Source organism: Streptomyces sp. NBC_00510 (assembly GCA_036013505.1).
In the GTDB taxonomy this organism is placed as follows: Bacteria; Actinomycetota; Actinomycetes; order Streptomycetales; family Streptomycetaceae; genus Actinacidiphila.
The window spans coordinates 9673252-9692444 of sequence record CP107851.1 but is presented as its reverse complement, the minus strand read 5'-3'; the positions used below and the strand labels follow the sequence as shown (position 1 = coordinate 9692444).

Here is a 19193-nt window from a genome sequence, read left to right as displayed (position 1 = left end):
GTGGAACTCCCACGCGAAACAGAAAGTAATAAGTCTTGATTGTCGCAATTTGTACCATTGAGGCTAAACCGCTTCGCGCCCGGCGGCAACCCTGCCGAAACCGCTCCACCGCCCTAGGCTGACTGTTGTAGGGCAAGCCAGAAGGGAGCAGGTCATGGCCGACAACGCCACGACGACGCACCCCGCGACCCACGCACTCCCCCGCTCCGTCACACGACTGGAGATCCCGGTCGGAGAGGACTACGAGGACTTCCGCGCCCGTTACGAACAGGCCGTTCCCCCGCTCGACTACCAGCGCACCTTCGAACTGGTCACCGAAAGGGCGACGTGGAGCGCCGTGCGCGACCTGGCGGACGAGAACGCGCCACTGGGGTTCATGATCTACTGGAAGTTCGACGCCCAGCCGCTGTTCGGCGTGGCCGGCGACCAGGCCCGCTGCACCGAGTACCTGATGGGCAACCACGTCATCGCCGAGCGCATGTACCGGCACGATGCCGGGGCCCTCATGTACGCCCCCCTGCGCACCACGATCCACGAATCCCCCTCCGGGGAGGTGCTGTTCGCGATCGACCGCCCCAGCGACACGGTCGCCGCGCTCGGGCGGCCCGAGATCACCGACGTGGGACGCGAGCTGGACCGCAAGGTCGGAGACCTCCTGCGTCATCTCGGCGCCCCCGTGCCCGAGGAGCTGACCTGACCAGGCGGCGCTCGTAGGTCCCCGGCTCGCGCTGTCGTACCCCCGGCGTAACATCCGCCCGGAGTCGGGATTGCGGTGTGCGGTGTGCGGCTGACGGAGGCGCGTGGATGACGAGCACGACGGCGGAAGCCGAATTCGACGCCCTCAAAGGCGCCCTGGACCGGCAGCGGCAGCATGTCCTCGGGATCCTCGCCGGCCTCTCGGAGGACGACCTGCGGCGGCCGGTACTGCCCAGCGGCTGGAGCTGCCTGGCCCTGGTGCGCCATCTGACCCTGGACGTCGAACGCTTCTGGTTCTCCGGCGTCATCGCGGGCGAGCCGGCTGTGGCCCGGCAGCTCACGGCGGGGGCGCAGGCACACTGGTCCGTGCCCGGGACGATGAGTGCCGAGGTAGTCTTCGCCGACTACCGGGCGGCCGTCGAGCGCGCGGACGCCGTCCTGGCCTCCACGGCACTCGAACAGCCGCCTGCCGCCTGGCCCGAGGAGATCTGGCCCGACTGGCGGCTGCCCGACGTGCGCCACATCCTGATCCACGTGCTCACCGAGGTCGCCTGTCACAGCGGCCACTTGGACGCCGCCCGCGAACTGATCGACGGCACGACCTGGCTCGGCGGCGACCCCTACGCCCGTGACTGACCGCAGCGGGGTGTGACGGCCCGTCAGGAAGTCGAGGGGTCCGACCCGGCGCCCGCGATTCCCGCGGCGTCACGCTGGAGGCGGGCGAGGGCGTGGACCGTGTCGCGGGTCGCCGGGTACAGGCCCCGGTAGAGGCTGTGCAGCCTGTCGTACGCAGCCTCCGTGGCCGGGTCCGGTACGCACTGCTCCTGGACGGGGTTCCACGTCGCGGTGGCCGTTCCACCGTCCCATTGGGCGGCGAGCCGGGCGGCCCCGTAGGCGGCTCCGACGGTGACGCTGGGGATGTCCTGGGGCAGCCCGGTGACGTCGGAGACGATCTGCGTCCAGAGCCTGCCCTGCGTGCCCCCGCCGACCGCGACGACCCGCTCGATGTCGGCGCCCGCCTGGCACATGGCCTCGATGTTGTGGCGCACGCCGTGAGCGGTGGCCTCCAGTGCGGCCCGGTACAGGTCGCCGCGGGTGTGCTCGACGGTCAGACCGGCGATCACCCCGCGAGCGTCGGGGTCGGCGATCGGTGTCCGCTCACCGGCGAAGTACGGGAGCATCGCGAGCCCGCGCGCGCCGACGCCGCTGTCCGCGGCCTCCGCCAGCAGGTCCGCGCGGTCGGCTGAGCCGAACAGGCCGCGCAGCCACTCGGTGACCGCGCCGGAGGTGGCCATGCCGCCGGCGAGTGAGCGCGTGCCCGGGAAGGCGCCGACGGTGCTCCACAATTCGGGCACGCGCAGTTGCCCGGTGACGGTGGCGATGAGGAACATCGTCGTGCCGTACATGAGCATCAGGTCGCCCGGTCGGGTCGCGTCGACGCTGACGGCCTCGGCCCAGGCGTCGATCGTTCCGGTGAGGACGGGTGTGCCCGGCGGGAGCCCGGTTGCCGCTGCCGCCCCGGCCGTCACCGTGCCGGCCTGGTCACCGGGCCAGCGAAGCTCGGGCAGTTCCGCGTGCGGCCACACCGCGTCCACCCAGGGGCGGTACCACTCCTGCGCCCGGGTGTCGTAGAAGGGGACCGACTGGCTTGCCGAGTGGTGGTCGAGCACGTAGGCGCCGGTGAGCCGATGGGCGAGGAAGGAGGCCGGCATGAACAGCCGCCGTGCGGCGCCGAACACCTCGGGCTCGTGCTCGGCCACCCAGGCCACCTTCGGCCCCACCGCCTGTGTGGACAGCACGCTGCCGCAGCGGTCGAGGACGGCGCGGCGGCCGAGTTCGGCGTCGAGCCGGGCGATCTGCGCGACGGCCCGCGTGTCCACGCCGTACAGGACGGCCGGACGCAGCGGCCGGTTCGCGGCGTCGGCCAGAGCGACGCAGGGGCCCATGCCGCTGACGCCGACCGCCTCCACGCGCGTACCGCCGGACAGGAGGTCGCGGGTGATGCCGCAGAACTCCCGCCACCACACCTCGGGGTCCATCTCGACGTGTCCTGGTCTCGGGCGGGAGACGGTGTGCGTGCGAACGGCGGTCGCGATCACCGTGCCCGATGCGTCGACCAGGACGCCCTTGCTGCTGGATGTGCCGACGTCGACACCGAGAAAGGCCATACCTGCATGTCACCACACGGGTGGGCCGTGACACCGAAAACGCGGTCCTGCTGTGGACAGGTGCGCATCATTCGTCGCCGGCCCCGCCTCCCGCGTCCCGGCCGCACCCTTCGCGTCGCGCGCCGAAGGCGCCCTGCCCGCTTGCCCGGATAGCGGCCCGAGTCGTCGGCGGGGACATCGGGCGGAGGCGACGGGCCAGGCTGCACACGGCCGCCCGGCCGGCCGCCTCCGCCCGTCGGCTCCGGTAAGTCGGGGGACGGAGCGCCGCGGGCCTGGTAGAACAGGCGCCGATGGGCATCCGGGAGCGCGACCGCAAGGTGTACCGGCCGCTGCGGCGGGCCGGCCTCGAGGTGATCCCGAACGCCGTGCCGGACGGCACGATGCCGTTCGTCCACGGGTACGCGACCGAGGACGTGGACGGCAGCTTCTCCCACCCGTACGACACCCCACGTCTCGTCGAGCGGCTCAACGAGGACTGGTACGACCTCGCCGTCGCCTCAGGACTTTTCGACCATCGCCGCGAATTCCTCGTCCAGCTTCCGCAGGGCGCCCGAACGCACCAGGCCGCCCTGTGGAACCTGCACAACGGCAGCCACGTCGCGCCGGCGGTCTGGTCGCGGGTCCGGCTCCTGGAGCGCTGGGACATCATGGGACGGGGCGCGGCATCGGCGTTCCTCGGTGTCCACGCGGGCCACCCCGGCTTCGCCATGATGGCGCTCGACGGCAGCGTGTACCTCTGTGCCTCGACGGGCGAGGTCGGCGTCGACGTGCTCACGGTGCGCCACCCGGACCGCTCGGAGAACGTCCTGCGGCACCTGGAGTGGATCGTGCTTGACGACAGCCCGTACGTCATCCGCGAGTTCAAGGAGCGGATCGCCGTCTGGCTCGCCGGCCGCACACCGGACGCCGTCGGCCTTCCGGGCGGCTGACGCCGCAATCCAGGGGGCGGCAGGCCGGGGGCGGGGGCGACGGCCGGGAGGCAAGTTGATCGTTGCACCACACACCCATTAGGCTCTTGCCTAATCAAGTAAATTGTCGGACGTGCAGGGCGCTCCCGGCGAACGGTGAGCCGACGAGGACGCCTGACACGCCACCGGTCTGCCACGCACCGGGGAACGACAGGAACGAGCGGCCGGTCAGCGCCGCGCATGTGAGGGAGGAACCGGGGTGTCCGGCAGATCACACAGCCCCTACGGCTTCTGGTACCGGCTGGCCGCGGGCATCGCGAAACCCGTGCTGTTCGTCCTCGTCAGGCGCCGGTGGCGCGGGCACGAGCACATACCCGCCGAGGGCGGTTTCATCACCGCCGTCAACCACATCTCGTACTTCGACCCGCTCACCTACGGGCACTTCCAGTACAACAGCGGTCGGCCGCCCCGGCTTCTCGCCAAGGCATCCCTCTTCACCATCCCTTTCGTCGGCACGGTGCTGCGCAAGACCGGCCAGATCCCCGTCCACCGTGGAACCGCCGACGCCGCGCTGGCGCTCCGTGACGCGATCGCCGCCGTCAACGAGGGCGAGTGCGTCGCGGTCTACCCGGAGGGCACCGTCACGCGCGACCCGCACCTGTGGCCGATGGCCGCCAAGACCGGTGCGGCACGCATCGCGCTGACGACCGGCGCGCCCGTCATCCCGGTCGCCCAGTGGGGCGCGCACCGGATCGCACCGCCTTACGCGCGCGGGGGACGCGGCAACCGCCGGGTGTGGCTGGTACCCCGCCAGACCGTGCACGTCGTGGCGGGACCCCCGGTCGACCTCAGCCGCCACCACGGCAAGGAGCTCACGCCGGGCGTTCTGAAGGACGCCACGGAGGACATCATGACCGCCATCACCGCGCTCCTCGCCGACATCCGCGCCGAGCAGCCGCCCGCCGAACGCCACAGCGTGCGCCGTGCGGCACGCCGGCGCGCCGAGTGACCCGCAACGCTGCGGGGCCGCGCGCAGCGGCAACGGGTACTGCCCGCAGGTGAGTTGGGCGCCGGCCGTGTCGTGATCGCCGCCAACCGGTCGCTCACGGCACGCCACGTGCGCTATTCGCGGCCCCGCCCCCGCGCCGGGGTGCGCGCCGTCACGATGGGCTCGAGCAGCCGCCGCGGGGTGTTGATCGCACTGGAGACGGGATCGTCGTCGGTCCCCTGAGGCTGGAAGCCCGGTCCGGGTTCCATGCGGACTTCCGGGACCGGGACGGCCGCACCGCATTCCTGGCAGCGTCCATCGGGGTCGAGGAGACCCCCGTCGAGGTCATGGCGGATGAGGCGCTTGGTTCCGTTCGGGGAGTAGGCCGGGGCGAGCTGCGCAGCCGCGAGCATGTGGTCGAAGGGCTTACCGCGGCCCCGGCAGCCCTCCAGAAGCTCTTCGACGGCACGAACACGGGCAAGCTCCTCGTGCGCGTCGGCCACCCCTGACCCACCGGTGCCGCGCGGGCCGCCCGGCCGTCCGTGGCGCATCGCCCACTGCAATGAAGAGGTCGATCATGTCGTCCGTACTCATCACCGGCGCGTCCAAAGGCATCGGGCGGGCCATCGCCGTCGAGCAGGCGGCTCGGGGCCATCGCGTGATCGCCACCGCACGCCGCCCGGAGACGCTGGCCGACCTCCCCGCCGACCGGCGCCTGCGGCTCGACGTCACCGATCAGGAGAGCGTCGACCAGGCCGTCCAGGACGCCGGCGAGGTCGACGTCCTGATCAGCAACGCCGGGGAGACGGTACGCGCGCCCCTGGAGAGCGTGCCGCTCTCGGAGGTCGAGCGGCTCTTCCGGCTCAACACCCTCGGAGCGCTGCGGGTGGCGCAGGCGGTGCTGCCCGCCATGCGCGAAAAGGGGGCGGGTCGTCTCGTGTTCGTCTCCAGCATCCAGGGGCGCCTGGTGCTGCCGATGATCGGCCCCTACGGCGCCAGCAAGTGGGCGCTGGAGGCGCTCGCCGAGACGCTCGCCATCGAGACGGGTCACTTCGGCATCAAGGTGAGCGTCGTGCAGACCGGCGCCGTCTCCTCGGGGGGGCGGGGAGCGCGCCAAGGTCTTCCTTAAGGAGGACGATCCCTATGCCCCGCTCTACGCGGCCCTGCCCGTCCTCCGAGGTGAGCTCATCACCCCCGAGGACGTGGCCGCCGCGGTGGCCGACACGATCGAACAGCCCGCGCCTGCGCTGCGCGTGCCGGTCGGCGCGCCTGCCGAGCAGGTGTTGCGGGCCCGCAAGGAGGCCCCGGAGAACGAGCCCTTCCTGACGGCGAAGATCAACTGGTAAGGGTCCCGGAGGCACCCTTGGCCCGCCACAGGTCGCGGAGCAGGGCGATCTCGGCCATGTGGTGGATGAGTTCCAGGTTGCCGCCCGCCAGCACGCCGACGAACGGCTCGTCGGGGTCGGAGCCGTACGGGTACTGCGAGAAGCCGATCGTGTCGAGCTGCTCGTCGGTGACGGTGGCGACGCTCTCGCGCCAGCGGTCGATCACCGCCCAGAACCGCTGGAGTGCCACGGCCGCGGAGGGCGTGAAGTCCACGAGCAGCTTGGGCTCGTGCCGCCGTTGGCCGAAGGTCCACTCCCATCCGCCCGCGAAGCAGAAGTGCATGTGCCCCAGGCGCCACGCGATGGTCGTGACCGGTGTCCGGTCGGGCTCCGGCGGGCCGGTGTGGGCCAGGACCTGCTCGACCCGTTCGACGCTCACGCTCCAGTCCTCGGCGATCTTGTCGACGGTCATGCCTCCTGCGGCCTGCCGGGCCACCTCCGCGTACTCGCTCGCCGGGATGTCCGGGGCGCCCAGGTCCAGCACCCACTCCCCCGGACCGAACGCCCTGGGTGTCGTCGCCTCACCCCGGCGCCGGATCGACCAGCAACCGGGCACGGGCTCCCACAGGTACTCCTCGTCGCCGAGCCCCGCGAGCCGCACCTGGGCCATCTCCCGGGCGTGGTCGAACTGGTCGAGCAGCAAGCCCAGCCGGTCGGTCCGCGCGCCCTCTGTCGGCATGTGTCCGGCTCCCTCCGCGGTCGCGTTTCGTCACTGCGCCCAGGCGAAGCTAACGGCTCACTTCACGGGACGCGACTGATTTCCCGGCCCGTGCCCTCAGCGCTCGGCGCAGGGCACAAGGCGCTCAGATGCGGACGCCGAACTGGAACGGCATGTTGTTGATGGACTCGTAGCGCACGAGCGTGCCGGTGCGCGGCGCGTGCAGGACCATGCCGTTGCCCGCGTAGAGGCCCACGTGATGCAGGTCGCCGTAGAAGAGGACGAGGTCGCCGGGCGCGAGTTGGCTCATCGACAGACGGGTGCCCGCGTTGGCCTGCAACTGGGAAGGCCGCGGTATGTGTGCGCCGGCCTGGGCGTAGGCCCAGGAGGTGAGGCCGGAGCAGTCGAAGGCATTGGGACCGGACGCGCCGTAGACGTACGGCAGGTTGAGCTTGGTCTTGGCCGCGGCGAGGGCGGCGGCGGCGAGGGAGGAGGCCGGGGTGTCGTTGCCCAGGTCGACGCGCTCGTTGGAGCGGTTGGCGCGGGCGTCGGCGGCGGCGAGGGAAGCGCGCTGTGAGGCGGTCAGCGAGTTGAGGAGCTTCTGCGCCTCGGCGAGCTTCGCCTGGACTTCCTTCTTCTTCTTGCCCAGCTCGGTGCGGGTCTCGTCGAGCTCGTTGAGCTTGCTCGCGGCCTCCGCCTTCTGCTGGTTGAGGGTGCGCTTCTTCTCCGCGATCTGCTGGAGCGCCTCGGCCTGCTTGGTGCTCAGCTGGTCGAGGGTGGACGCCTTGTCGAGGTAGGTGTCCGGGTCGGCGGAGAGGAAGAGCTGGAGCGTCGGGTCGATGCCGCCGCTGCGGTACTGGGCGCTGGCCAGGGTGCCGAGGTCGTCCTGGAGGTCGTTGAGCTCCGACTGCTCGCGGGCCACCTCGTCCTGCAGGTCCTCGACCTGCTTCTGCAGCTTCTGCTGCTTCTCCTTGGCGCCGTTGAACTTCTCGGTCGCCTGCTCGGCCTGCTCGTAGAGACCGTCGACCTTGGCCTTGACGCTCTTGACGGACGGCTTGGCCGGCGCGGCCTGGGCTGCCTGCGCGGACAGGGCGACGGCTGCGGCGGCGGTCGCGGTGAGCACGGTGACACGTGTGCGACCGGCCTGCTTGGGACGACGGTGGGACGCCACTGGCGCGAGCTCCTTCTTCCTCCGGCCGCCTGGCGCACGCGTACGGCACTTGAGAATCGGCGGGAACCTCCGCCGCCATCCCGAATGGATGACCGACCGGTCAGAGGTTCGAGTCACGACACTAATCATTGATTCGCGACCGAATCAAACCCCTGGAGGGAAAAGGCCGTCCAGCCACTATTTCTTTACCCGCACCATCCTTCTCCACCGATGTGGCGCAGGTCACACCCCGAAAAGTTGCCTCAATATCGGGCGCATTTCAGCCACATCGGCATCGGCCCCGGATACGCGCCATCAATACCCCTGACGGGTTTCCCGCATTCGGGCCGCCGTGAATTCCGTCTTTCCGGTGACCGGCGTCGGGTCCGTGCAGGGCGGGCGGTAGCCTCTTCTCTGTCCGCGAAGGAGGGGGGATCCACCAAGTGAAGTCCTTGGGAAGCCTGTTGCTGTCGGCGGGGACATCCGCCGCCATGTTCGTCACCTGGGTCTACGGGACGTTCTCCGGTGGCATGGACGTACGGGAGACCTGCGAACTCGTCGCGGGCGAGCGTTACGATCCCGACTACAGAGCAGCACACTTCCAGGAGTTCGCCCAGGTCTTTCCCCTGCACAACAAATGCAACGCCTCATACGACCTGGTTCCGGGATGGGTCAACGCGGCCATCCTCGTCCTGGCTCTGGCGACCGTGGTGCTTCTGGGCAAGGCCAGCGCGGGGACCGTCAACCATTTCAGGTACCGTCGACGCGCAACGGCACCCTCTGTCCCCGCCGGCAGCTGACCATCACATGTGCGCAAGGGGCTGTGTCAGTGCCCCGCCGCATACTGACGCCCATGCAGATGACGGAGCACACACTCGCTCAGGCATGGCAGCGGACGGTCGCGGGTTCCGACCTGCTCGACGACGCCATGCTCCCGCCGATCGGCACGTCCCCCGACCAGTACGCACAGCGCGCGGGCCACCGTGGCGGCCTCCTCCTCGTCCTGGACGAGGACGGCACGGTGCACGGCTACAACGGCCCCTACCAGGAGGTCTTCGCCACCCGGGACGTGGACCGAGTGCTGTACTACGCCGCCGAGCAAGCGGTCCGTCACCTCGCCGAGCACATCGTGGCCCGCTCCCCCGGCCAGGGCCCCGTCGGCAACCTCGTCGCCGGGCAGGCGAAGATGCTGGAGGAGATCAATCCCGCCTGGGGAAGCCGATTCCGCAGCGGCGGCGTGGACGGAACACGGGCACGCCCGTGCGGACGCGACCCGCTGGAAGGCCTCGCCTGGATCGCCCGGACCTGGCAGGATCAGGACCCGTACACCAACCTCGTCTTCTTCCGCGGCGAGGACGTCAGCGCCGAGGAGATCGCGCTGCTGTACGGAGCCGACCCGGAGCATGTCGCCGACGGGACACGTCGGTCGGACCTGCACCGCATCGACGGCCACGGCCGTGACCACTGGGACACCGCCTGGAAGTCCTGCTGCTTCGGGCAGGCGGGCGACTGGGCGTTCCTGATGTACCACGAGACGCCGCCCGGCAACCGGGCCGGCAGAGCGGCACTCTCCCGGCTCGGGGTCACCGAGACGGTGTGCCTGAGCGCCTGCTCCGCGAAGGCCATCTACACCTTCGACTACACGCGCGACGGCGACCGTGTCGACGACGACTGGGGCGCACTGGAACTGATCTGGTACCACCGGGGCCAGGCCCCCTACTACCGGGGCGGCCGGCTCGACTTTCTCAACCAGGCCATACGCCGTGCCGAACTGGACCACCCCGAGCTGACCGACGCGTTCGAACTGTACTTCCACGCCCTGGACGACGCGCTCGGTCTGCGACTTCCCCAAAAGGACATCGAGGAGGGAACGGTCCGGGCCGCGCTGTGGGCACCCCCGGACGAGGGCCGGGGTTGAGGGCCCGGCAGGTCCGGCGCCCGGGACGCCGACTCCGCCGGCCCGGCGCGCCCGCGCGTGCACCCGGGCAGCGGCGACGCCACCCGGGTGCGGCCGGGTCAGTCGCGCGAGAACAGCCCGATGCCTTCGGGAATCGCGCGCTCGGCGCCGCCCGTGGGATGGTTCCGGACGACCGGCGCGCCGGACACGGGGTCACGGGTCACGAGGGTGGAGGAGCCGCCGCCGTCCAGGTTCACGCCGTCTTCGGCGCCCACGGCCTGGAAGACTCCGGCCAGTTCGGCGACCGTCAGTCCGGCGCCCGCCTCCGCGCTGCCGTCCAGCACCAGGAGGTGGAGCAACCGGCCGTTGTCGCCGATGGCGGCTCCGGTCCTGGTCGCCACGGCCTTGTCGTCCAGGCCGGGCAGCGGCGCGCCGTCGCGCAGGACGGGGTACCCGCCGACGGCGAACTTCAGCCGCTTGCCGCTGGTGCTCCGCAGCTTGTCGGAGACGTGGACGCGCTCGCCCACCCGGAGCGTACGGAGTGCCGCCGCCCCGCCCTCGCGGCCGACCAGGACCACCGTGCCGGGTTCGATGGCGCCGGCGCCGATCGTGTCGGACCCGGAGACCACCCGGCCGTCCCGCACGGTCACCTCATAGGCGTCCGTGGTGCAGGCGGCAGCGCGCAGGGTGTCGGTGCCGCACACGGCGCGCCGGCGCGACACGTCTCCCCACCGCGAGTCGAAGGCACCGATCCCGCCTTCGGGGATCGCGTACTGGTTCAGCCCCTCGAGGTCGAACCGCTTGCCCTTCTGGGCCCGTACCGTGCCGTCGAGGGTGAGCTCGTCCAGCCGCGCCTTGTGGTTGTAGCCGACGCCGATGACATCGCGGGTCGACGTCCCGGGGGGCAGACCCGGCCCGAAGCGCTGACCGTTCGGTACGGCCGCCTTGAGCGCCACACCGTCGGAGATCGCCGGTCCGACCGCGGAGCCGGTCGCCTGGACGCCAGGGTGCTGCGTCTCGTCGATGTTGAAGAAGTCGGCGTTGACACCGGCCACCGCGCCCTGTGCCGCGGCCAGTTGGGACAGCTTGGCGCGGGAGGCGACCTTCCCCGGTGAGAGCAGGCCCACCGAGACATGGCGGTCGCGCAGATCGGCGGTGACCACATGGCCGGTGACCGTGCCGTGCGACGCGGTCACCGAGAAGGACTGGTAGGTGATGCCCGGCGCGATCGTCACGCCGTCCGCCACCCGGACCCGCTCGACGGCGTCCGCCTGGCCTGCCCCTGCGCCGAACAGCATCGTCGTCGTCGTGATCAACGCCGCCGCGGAAACGGCTGCCCCGCGGACCCGACCGATCGTTCTCGTCATCTGATGTCCCGTCGTATGTGCGTGCATGACGCACGAGTACTGGCGGAGCCATCAGAAGGGGCTTGAAAGACGTGCTGGTGGCAATTTCCTGACGGGTCGACGAATCCTGGCGGGCCGTGGGCTACATCTCGTCCGCCGCAGGGGTGTTCAGGTCGTTGAGCTCGCGGCCGGTGACCCTGAAGACCGGGGCCATGAGTTCCCGGCGCTTCGCCTTCCTCGCTCCCGACGGCACCACGGAGGAGCCGCATCCCCTGCGGCTGGACGAGAGCCGGATCCGTGAGGCCGACGAGGCCTGGGTACCGGTGATCACACCGGACGGCCCCGCGGTGCTGGTGTGGTTCAACTCGGACTGAACGCCGCGATCAGCCATTCGCCTTGTGCTCGCTGAACCAGGCCCCGCCGGCGCACGGTTGTTCTCCGGTCGAGCGAAACGCCGCTCGGCGACCGACTCAGGCGTCCTGATCTGGTCCACCCACCGACGTTTGGGATCGTCTAATCGGAGTTCTCCCACACGAGTACCCCGGGGCCATCCGGTGTCACGACCGGAACCCACGCCTCGTCCACCTCGGAGAGCCGGGATTCGTCGAGCATCAGCGGCGCAGGGAAGACGTCGTCCCGGTTCGCGGAGCCGAAGACGTGGAAGGCGACCGCTGCCCTCAGCCGATCGAGCAGGTCCGCCGGCCAGTCCAGCCCTCTGGCACCGGTTCCCTGCAGCTCCCCGACGAAGATCTCCTTCAGCTCGTCGTCCAGCCCCCGCCCGAAGACCGGGATCAGGAAACCTTCTTGCTCGTACTGGATGCAGCCGTACCCCCCACCCTGGTTCTGGTAGACCACGCCGGTAGGTGCCGCCACGATGACGAAGACCCAGCCCTGACCGGAACCCGTGTCAAGAGGGTCAAGGAAGATGTGCCGCTTGCCACCACCTGCATCGGTCATGATCAGGAGGATCGCACAGAAGTGCGTGGGGACATGGACGAGGTGACCGTCTTCACGACGCGGGGCGCCCAGGTGAAGTAACCGAACCACCTCGCCCGACGTCCTGTTCAGAACCGGACGAGGTCGAGCGTGGGGAGCGGTCCACCCGGGAACTGCTGGAGCGCGCCGCCCCTGGCGAGGCCGCCGAGGTCGATCACGGCGAACCCGGCGGATTCCAGCAGCCGGCTGACGACGGCCCGGGCTTCGGGTGCGTCGCCGGAGACGAACTGGACGCGCCGGCCGCCTTCGCGGTGCGGATCCGCGGCGAGGAGCGCGGGCCGCCAGGTGTTGAGGGTCTTCACCACGCGGGCACCCGGGAGAAGGTCCTGGACCACCTCGCTCGACGTGCTGCCGTGCAGGTCCGCGGGTACGAAGTCGGGGGCTTGCAGGGGGTTGTTGGTGTCGATGACGATCCGGTCGTTCCACGGTCCCAGCCCGGCGACCGCCCCGGGGATGGACCGCCAGGGGACGGAGAGCAGCACCACGTCGTGCTGGGCGGCCTCGGCTACGGTGCCGGCCGAGGAACGGGGTCCGAAGTGTTCGACGAGCGACGAGAGGGACCCGGGCCCCCTGCTGTTGCTGAAGACCACCTCGTGGCCACCGCGGAGGAAGGCGGTGGCGGACGCTTGGGCGATGGCGCCCGCGCCGATGAATCCGATGCGCATGGTGACTGCTGCTCTCTGTGGTTGGTCGGTCCCTGGGATGGGCGGGGACTGACGCGGCGTGTTGCGCGCCGTCGCCGGTCCCCGCCGCTGGTCGTGCGTCCGGGCGGCCGTAAGCCGTCGCCGGCCGCGGCACTCATGCCGAGAAGCCGCCGTCGACGAGCAGCATCGCGCCCGTGACGAAGGTGGCGTCGGGGCCGACGAGGAAGGAGATCGCCCCCGCGACCTCCTCGGGCCGTCCGAAGCGGCCGAGCGCGTTCATGGAGCGCTGGATGTCGGCGAACGGTCCGGTGTCGGAGTTCATGTCGGTGCCGACCGAACCGACCTGCACGGAGTTGACGGTGATCCCCCGAGGGCCGAGGTCCCTGGACCAGCCGCGGGTGTAAGCGTCCACGGCGGCCTTCGTCGCCGCGTAGTCGCCGAGTCCCTGGAAGGGCGCGCGGTCGGCGGCCGTCGAACTCATGGAGACGATCCGGCCGCCTTCGCCCATCACCCGGACCGCGGCGCGTGTGGTGGCGACGAGGCCCTGGACGTTGATGGCGAACTGGCGGTCGAAGGAGTCCACGTCGATGCCCTCGGCGTCCACCTGGCCGGTCACGAACACGCCGGCGTTGTTGACGAGGATGTCGAGGCGGCCGAACGAGTTCATCACCAAGTCGACCAGGTGCGCGGCCTGTTCGGAATCGGACTGGTCCGCGGCGAAGGCGGCGCCGCGCACTCCGTGCGCCTCGATCGCCTTCACCACCTCCTGGGCCTTCTCGGCCGACGCCTGGTAGCTGATGCCGACGTCGGCGCCCTCACGGGCGAGCCGGACGGCCGTCGCGGCGCCGATACCGCGGGATCCGCCCGTGATCAGCGCGACCTTGCCGGTCAGTGCTCTGTCGGTCATGGGTCCTCCTGTCCCCGGCCACGCCGTGGCCGGGTTCGCATGAGTGGTGGTGGGGCCGGCCAAGTCGCCGGACAGGCGCCTGTCCCGACGGGGCGGCGCCGACGCGCGAGGAGGTGCGGTCCGCAGGTCGCGGCGGCGATGCACGGCCCGCGCGAGGGTTCGCGCTCACGTTCGCGGATGCGGTGCGATCCGTCCGTGAGGCTCCCCGGATGTTTTATTGAGCGTGCGCTCAATATATAGCTCCGGCCATCGGGCCTGTCAAACACCCGGGACATGCCGGGCGAGGGGGCTGGTCCGGGGTGCGCCGCGCGCTCGCTCGGCAACCTGCCGGCGAGGACCCCCGCAACGCCCTGCGGGCGGGGGTGGGTGGACGCAGACGCCTCTGCGTGGGCGCCCCCACGGGTACGGACGGACCGCACCCCTCGGCCCGTCGCCGGGTCGAGGGGTGCGGGAATCACCGCCTGCGGCTCATGCCTCCCAGGGCAGCCGGCGCATCGCCAGGTCGACGAGGCTCAACAGCGTTCCGCGGTCGGCGCCGGATGCCGCCTCGACGGCGATGCCTTCGGCGAGGGCGACCACGTACCGTGCGGCGACGCGGCCGTCGACGCCCGCGGGAAGCTCTCCGCTCGCCTGGGCCACGGCGAGGCGTTCGGCGAGCATGACCTGGGCGGCCTTGCGGCGGGCGCAGAGGTCCTCGGCGACCTCGCGGGACTCGTCACTGGTGGCGAGCGCCCCCTGCACCAGCAGGCAGCCGGCCGGAGTGGCCTCTCCGGTGGCGCTCTCCGCGGCTCCGGTGAGCCAGCGGCGGATGACCTCCCGGACGCTGTCCGCCTCGAGGCCGTCCGGGCCGTAGGAGAAGACGGTGGCGACGTACCGGTCGACGACCTGCTTGAACAGTCCGGCCTTCGACCCGAAGGCGGCATAGATGCTGCCCGGCTTCAGGCCGGTCGCTTCGGTGAGGTCGGCCATGGTCGTGCCTTCGTAGCCCTTGGCCCAGAAGACGTTCAGCGCCGCCTGCAGGACCTCGTCGACTTCGAACTGGCGGGGTCGCCCCCTGGCCATGACTCACCTCCGAATTGTGAAGTGCCCGTTCAATATAACGCGTGCCGTCTGCACCGGGCCATCGGCGGCCGGCCCGGCAGGCGTACCTACGCGAGGGCCGAGCCGGCCTTCCACTGCTCCCAGGGCATGTTCCAGCCGTTGAGGCCGTTGTCGGGCGCGATGGTGTGGTCGTGGGAGTGCTTGACGACGACCACGTCGCCGATGAGGGAGTTGCTGTAGAACCACGCCGCGTCCTGCCCGGAGTCGCCGCCGCCTTGGACGTCGTTCAGGCCCACGCAGCCGTGGCTGACGTTGGAGTTCCCGAAGACGGAGTCGTCCGCCCAGTAGTTGCCGTGGATGAAGGTGCCGGAGGTGGACAGGCGCATCGCGTGCGGGACATCGGGGATGTCGTACTCCCCCGCGTATCCCACGGTGGCGCCGTCCATGCGGGTGGAGATGAGCTTCTGGGAGATCACCATCTGCCCGTTGTACGTGGTGCTGCCCGGTGCGCCGGAGGTGATCGCGATCGTGCGGACGGTGCTGCCGTCGCGCTCGACGCGCATGGTGTGGGCGGCGGCGTCGACGGTGGAGACCTGACGGCGGCCGACGGTGAAGCGGACCGTCTTGTCCTGGGTCCCGTAGGCGTTCGCGGCGCCCTTCACGCCGTCCAGGCGCAGGCTCAGGGTGACCTCGGTGTGCGCCTTCCAGTACGTCTGCGGACGCAGGTCCAGGCGCTGGTCGCCGAACCAGTGGCCGACGACCTCCTGGCCGCCGTCGCTGGTGACGCGTATGCCGCGTTCGACGGCCGCCTTGTCGGTGACCGGCTTGTTGAAGGTCAGCGACACGGGCATGCCGACGCCGACGGTCGAACCGTCCTCGGGGTGAAGGTGCCGATGAGGCGCTCGTCCTTCGTGAGCGTGGTGAAGGACAGGCGCCGGGTCTGCGTCCGGCCGGCTTCGTCCGAGGCGTGGACGACGAGCCGGTACGAGGTGCCGTGGGCCAGGGTGCCGTCCGGGGACCAGCGGCGGTGGTCGGCGGCCACGGTGCCGCGTACCGGATCTCCGGCCGCGGTGGTGAGGGTGACGGACGAGATCTTCCCGCCGGAGACCTCGACGTCGCCCGCGCTGCGGACGGATGCGTGCCGCTCGCCGTCGGCGGCGCCCGTGGTGAGGCGGAAGGCGGCCGACGCGGCCCGCAGCTCGGGCGAGGAGGCCGCGGACGGCGCCGTCCCTTGCGCGGCGGGCGCGGCGGCGGGCTGCTGGCCCGCGCAGGCGGTGAGCACCGACGCCCCGGCGACGGCAAGGGCGATCACGGTGCGGTGGGGAAGGGACGACACGCTTACTCCTGTGGACCGCGGAACTGTCATCGGGCGAGAGAGGCCGCGTCGCCCATGACGACGACGGGGTGGTCGGCGGGCTCGAGGGCCCGCAGCAACTGCTTCATGTGCGACTTGGAGAGGCTGACGCAGGCATGCGTGGGGCCGCCGTGGTCGACGTGGATCCATATCCCGCCGCCGCGGTTCGCGCCCATCGGCTGGGCGCCGTTCATCGGCGACGTACCGGGCTGGCGGTTGTAGTTGATGGCGATGACGTAGTCGAAGGAACCCGCGAGCGACTCGCCCTCGAAGCCGACGCCGCTGATGGAGAAACCTCCGGAACGGTGGTAAGGCAGCTTGGTGCCGGGGTCGGCCAGGAGTCCGCCGGCGTCGGTGAGACCGAACACCCCTATGGGGCTGTGCAGGTCGCCGGCGTAGTGCTCGTCGGTCCAGCCCTTGTAGCCGTTGTGCGCGGCCCATTCCGCACCCGGACGCCAGCCGCCGTCGACACGCTCCCAGAGCACGACCTTCGAGGACGACGACTTCTTGCCGGCTCCCGTGACCAGGACGACCTGCCGGGTGCGGGCCGGGATCTGCGACAGGGTCTTGGGGCCGAGCCCCGGCAGTTGGGCGGGGTACTGCGGCTTCGGGGGCTGCGGCGACACCGTCGTCCGCGGTGTGGCGGGGGCGCCCGCCGGCTGACCGGTCGCCGGGTCGGGGGCGTCCTGGACGACGGAGGCCGTCTCGGGGGAAGGGGTGGGGTTCGCCTCGGGTACGTGCTGATAGGCGGCGATGCCGAGCGAGGAGACGATGACCGCCGCGGTCGCGGATATGTAGGGCCTGTGGAGGCGCATGGGTGCTGGCTTTCTCACGAGGGCGGGAAGTCGGGGGCGGCCCCGTGGCGGGGCGCGCGGTTCCGGCCGGGGACCGGATGGTGTCGGTGGGCGATGCGGCATGCCGGGCATCGCCGCCCGTGTCATGGGCGCGGCCCTGGGCCGCGAAGGGGGTCTCACACCCGTTCAACCGGGCGGACTCCAGTTCGGGTTGCCCGGATGTCGGGGACCCGGGCCGGGACGCCGGGGACACGGGACATGCCGGTCATGCGGGCCGGCGCCCCGGGAACCGCCGCGTCGACTCAGCGGCGGATCCCCGGGTCCGTCAGTCGGTGCTCGACGGGGCGAGTCACCTTTGTGCGTGCTCCTGGTGGGCCGAGGAGAGCTCGGCCGCGAGCTCAGCTGCGGGCGTTCTTCGGCACGGTGATCTGGTGCTCGCCCCAGCTCATCCGGGTGGTCGCGTTGTAGTTCACCGTCGTACCGGCGCCGAGCCCGGCTTCCTTGGCCCGGGCGGACGGTTCGGCCAGTACGAGCACGTCACTGAGCATGGCGCCGGTGGACGGATCCACGATCAGCCGCTCCCGCGTCGTGCCCAGCGGTCCCGGGTAGCTGATGGGGAAGTCGACCCCGACACCCTCGCGTCCCAGGGGATCGGTGACCTGCCCGGTCACCCGGACTCCGGGCAGCTCCGCCATCACCCGGTACGCGGCCGCCCGGACGCCGGGCTTCACGGGCATCGTGATGAGGTTGCCCGCCTGGCGCAGGATCCAGGCGCTGCGCGCCGAGGCGCCGGTGTCGGCGCCGCCGTCCTGCGCGTACAGCCGCTCCAGGTGGCGGCGTAGTTCCGCGCTGGTGGAGGGCAGTGCGCGCAGGTCCTTGTACGTGACGTTGTGCGGGCCGACGGCGTAGATCTTGTCGTCGACGTTCGTCCTCATGACCATGGGCCGCCGCCCGGTGCCCATCACGGTGCTGAGCCTGCCGGTCCCGTTCTTCTTCCCGACCTCGAACTCCACCGTGCCGGGCGAGCCCGCGGCCTGCCAGCGGGCCTTGTCGGCCGCGGTCCGGGGCTCGGTCACGGAGTCCAGGCCGGAGACCATCAGGCTCCCGGTTCCGGGCCGCACGCCCACCGACCACTCGTCGGTCGACGCGCTGCGCACGGCGAAGAGGTGGCCTTCCTCACCGGCGACGTCCACGTTCTCCGAGCGCGTGGTCGTCTGCCAGTACGTTCCCTCGGCGACCGAGGTCTCCGCCTGCTTGGCCGCGCTGAGCAGCTCGATGTGGCCGTCGACACGGATGTCCGCGCCGGTGCCCGGGACCTCCGTTCCGGTGGAGGACCGCGGCTGGGCGGCCTGCCCATCCGCCGGCTCCTGCCAGTCGAGCGTGCTCACGGCCACCACGGACGCCGCCACCGCTGCCAGGGCCACCGCTCCCAGCGGCCGGAACCCGCTCCTGCGGCGCGGCGCGAGGAAGCGTGCCGCGGGGCCGTCCGTCGCTCCGGCGACGATGCGGGCGAGGTCCTCCCGCTTCCGGACGGGGTCCACGAGCCGGGACGGGTCCATTTCGTCGGGCCGTGCGTCCGCGAGCACCTTCATGACGTCGGGCCGCCCGGACGGCTTGTGGGTGTTCTTCACGCGGGTGCTCCTTGGCGGTGAGTGGGGTACGAGGTCTCTGCGGAGGGCTCGGACGGCGGCTCTGCCACGGGCTCTGCCTGAGGCGCCGCGTCCAGGGCCTTCTCCAGTCGGCGGCGCGCCCGGAACAGCCGGACGGTCAGCGTCGCGGTGGTGCAGTCCAGGACCTGGGCCGCTTCCTTGGCGCTCAGGCCGTGCCAGGCGATCAGCGTCAGCAGTTCCCGGTCGGCCTCGGGCAGGCTCGCGAGGGCCTGCAGCGCGTCGTGCCGGTCGGTGACCTGCGCCGCGACGTCACCGGTGTCGGTCCGGGCGCCGCTGCTGATGCGCTGTGCCTCCTCGGCGGCCAGGAGGTACTGGTGGGCGTCCCGGCGACGCAGTTCGCGCACCAGGTTGCGGGCCACGCCCAGGAGCCACGGCAGTGCCGGATGAGGGATGTCCCGCACCCGCCGCCAGGCGACGGTGAACGTCTCGCTGGTGATGTCCTCCCCTACCTGCCGTCCGACCAGGCTGGTGGCGTAGGCAAGGACACGCGGATAGCACTCCTCGTAGACGTCCCTGAAGCGTTGGGCATGTGTCACGCGCCGTCCCCTCATCTCGGCTCTCTCACCATGCAGTGAGCGCCGCGGCGCGTTT

The 19193-nt window shown here is 71.1% G+C and carries 21 protein-coding genes and 1 pseudogene; 9 read left to right on the top strand and 13 right to left on the bottom strand.

All coding sequences use genetic code 11. The annotated features are described in order from the left end of the window. Nucleotides 1-154 precede the first annotated feature (154 nt). Nucleotides 155-697, top strand: coding sequence for a hypothetical protein (locus tag OG937_44280; protein WUD78245.1), 543 nt, complete (start codon nt 155-157; stop codon nt 695-697). A 107-nt stretch (nt 698-804) separates the two neighbouring features. After that, the gene (locus tag OG937_44275; protein ID WUD78244.1) at nt 805-1332 is read left to right on the top strand and encodes a DinB family protein; all 528 of its coding nucleotides are present in this window, start codon (nt 805-807) and stop codon (nt 1330-1332) included. A 23-nt stretch (nt 1333-1355) separates the two neighbouring features. Here OG937_44275 and OG937_44270 read toward each other — a convergent pair whose 3' ends face one another. Beyond that, nucleotides 1356-2864, bottom strand: coding sequence for an FGGY family carbohydrate kinase (locus OG937_44270; GenBank protein WUD78243.1), 1509 nt, complete (start codon nt 2862-2864; stop codon nt 1356-1358). Nucleotides 2865-3154: 290 nt separating this feature from the next. On the opposite strand from OG937_44270, the gene OG937_44265 reads away from it, so the two are divergent. After that, a complete protein-coding gene (locus OG937_44265; GenBank protein WUD78242.1) occupies nt 3155-3793 on the top strand; it encodes a hypothetical protein in 639 nt (212 codons plus the stop codon). A gap of 238 nt (nt 3794-4031) precedes the next feature. Further along, nucleotides 4032-4781 (top strand): 1-acyl-sn-glycerol-3-phosphate acyltransferase, encoded by a 750-nt coding sequence (locus OG937_44260; protein ID WUD78241.1) that lies wholly within the window; start codon nt 4032-4034, stop codon nt 4779-4781. A 113-nt stretch (nt 4782-4894) separates the two neighbouring features. Here the strand turns inward: OG937_44260 and OG937_44255 are convergent, their stop codons facing one another. Further along, a complete protein-coding gene (locus tag OG937_44255; GenBank protein ID WUD78240.1) occupies nt 4895-5263 on the bottom strand; it encodes a hypothetical protein in 369 nt (122 codons plus the stop codon). 74 nt (nt 5264-5337) lie between these two features. Between OG937_44255 and OG937_44250 the strand changes: the two genes are divergently transcribed. Both OG937_44250 and OG937_44245 read left to right on the top strand, forming a co-directional pair. Next, nucleotides 5338-5889 carry an SDR family NAD(P)-dependent oxidoreductase gene (locus OG937_44250; protein WUD78239.1) on the top strand — a complete coding sequence of 184 codons (552 nt, stop codon included), beginning with the start codon at nt 5338-5340 and terminating at the stop codon, nt 5887-5889. 73 nt (nt 5890-5962) lie between these two features. Continuing rightward, complete coding sequence (locus OG937_44245; GenBank protein ID WUD78238.1) at nt 5963-6106, top strand: hypothetical protein; 144 nt, start codon at nt 5963-5965, stop codon at nt 6104-6106. Here OG937_44245 and OG937_44240 read toward each other — a convergent pair. Continuing rightward, entirely contained in the window at nt 6096-6824 is a 729-nt protein-coding gene (locus OG937_44240) for a DinB family protein (GenBank protein ID WUD78237.1), read from the bottom strand. The two genes, OG937_44245 and OG937_44240, sit on opposite strands and share 11 nt — an antisense overlap. A gap of 124 nt (nt 6825-6948) precedes the next feature. Beyond that, nucleotides 6949-7974, bottom strand: coding sequence for an NlpC/P60 family protein (locus OG937_44235; protein WUD78236.1), 1026 nt, complete (start codon nt 7972-7974; stop codon nt 6949-6951). A 422-nt stretch (nt 7975-8396) separates the two neighbouring features. Between OG937_44235 and OG937_44230 the strand changes: the two genes are divergently transcribed. Together OG937_44230 and OG937_44225 are read left to right on the top strand one after the other, a co-directional pair. Beyond that, on the top strand, nt 8397-8753 hold the full coding sequence (locus tag OG937_44230; GenBank protein WUD78235.1) for a hypothetical protein: 357 nt from the start codon (nt 8397-8399) through the stop codon (nt 8751-8753). Between the two features lie 53 nt (nt 8754-8806). Then, nucleotides 8807-9871 (top strand): hypothetical protein, encoded by a 1065-nt coding sequence (locus OG937_44225; GenBank protein ID WUD78234.1) that lies wholly within the window; start codon nt 8807-8809, stop codon nt 9869-9871. A gap of 98 nt (nt 9872-9969) precedes the next feature. On the opposite strand, the gene OG937_44220 is transcribed toward OG937_44225, so the two are convergent. Further along, nucleotides 9970-11217, bottom strand: coding sequence for a phosphodiester glycosidase family protein (locus tag OG937_44220; GenBank protein ID WUD78233.1), 1248 nt, complete (start codon nt 11215-11217; stop codon nt 9970-9972). Nucleotides 11218-11387: 170 nt separating this feature from the next. On the opposite strand from OG937_44220, the gene OG937_44215 reads away from it, so the two are divergent. After that, nucleotides 11388-11570, top strand: coding sequence for a DUF6210 family protein (locus OG937_44215; GenBank protein WUD78232.1), 183 nt, complete (start codon nt 11388-11390; stop codon nt 11568-11570). Nucleotides 11571-11709: 139 nt separating this feature from the next. On the opposite strand, the gene OG937_44210 is transcribed toward OG937_44215, so the two are convergent. The 8 genes and pseudogenes from OG937_44210 to OG937_44175 form a co-directional block, all read right to left on the bottom strand. Beyond that, nucleotides 11710-12153 (bottom strand): DUF6210 family protein, encoded by a 444-nt coding sequence (locus tag OG937_44210; GenBank protein WUD78231.1) that lies wholly within the window; start codon nt 12151-12153, stop codon nt 11710-11712. Between the two features lie 107 nt (nt 12154-12260). Then, nucleotides 12261-12896 (bottom strand): NADPH-dependent F420 reductase, encoded by a 636-nt coding sequence (locus OG937_44205; protein ID WUD79070.1) that lies wholly within the window; start codon nt 12894-12896, stop codon nt 12261-12263. A 94-nt stretch (nt 12897-12990) separates the two neighbouring features. Further along, on the bottom strand, nt 12991-13743 hold the full coding sequence (locus OG937_44200; protein ID WUD78230.1) for an SDR family oxidoreductase: 753 nt from the start codon (nt 13741-13743) through the stop codon (nt 12991-12993). Nucleotides 13744-14211: 468 nt separating this feature from the next. Continuing rightward, a complete protein-coding gene (locus tag OG937_44195) occupies nt 14212-14805 on the bottom strand; it encodes a TetR/AcrR family transcriptional regulator (protein WUD78229.1) in 594 nt (197 codons plus the stop codon). Nucleotides 14806-14891: 86 nt separating this feature from the next. Then, a pseudogene (locus OG937_44190) lies at nt 14892-16150 on the bottom strand (Ig-like domain-containing protein). Further along, the gene (locus OG937_44185) at nt 16147-16953 is read right to left on the bottom strand and encodes a hypothetical protein (protein ID WUD78228.1); all 807 of its coding nucleotides are present in this window, start codon (nt 16951-16953) and stop codon (nt 16147-16149) included. Before OG937_44185 ends, OG937_44190 begins: the two are co-directional and overlap by 4 nt. A 377-nt stretch (nt 16954-17330) precedes the next feature. Then, nucleotides 17331-18563: a CU044_5270 family protein gene (locus OG937_44180; GenBank protein WUD78227.1), complete on the bottom strand. Its 1233-nt coding sequence runs from the start codon at nt 18561-18563 to the stop codon at nt 17331-17333. Beyond that, nucleotides 18560-19138, bottom strand: coding sequence for a sigma-70 family RNA polymerase sigma factor (locus OG937_44175; protein ID WUD78226.1), 579 nt, complete (start codon nt 19136-19138; stop codon nt 18560-18562). The genes OG937_44180 and OG937_44175 overlap by 4 nt, the downstream gene beginning before the upstream one ends. Nucleotides 19139-19193: the final 55 nt, after the last annotated feature.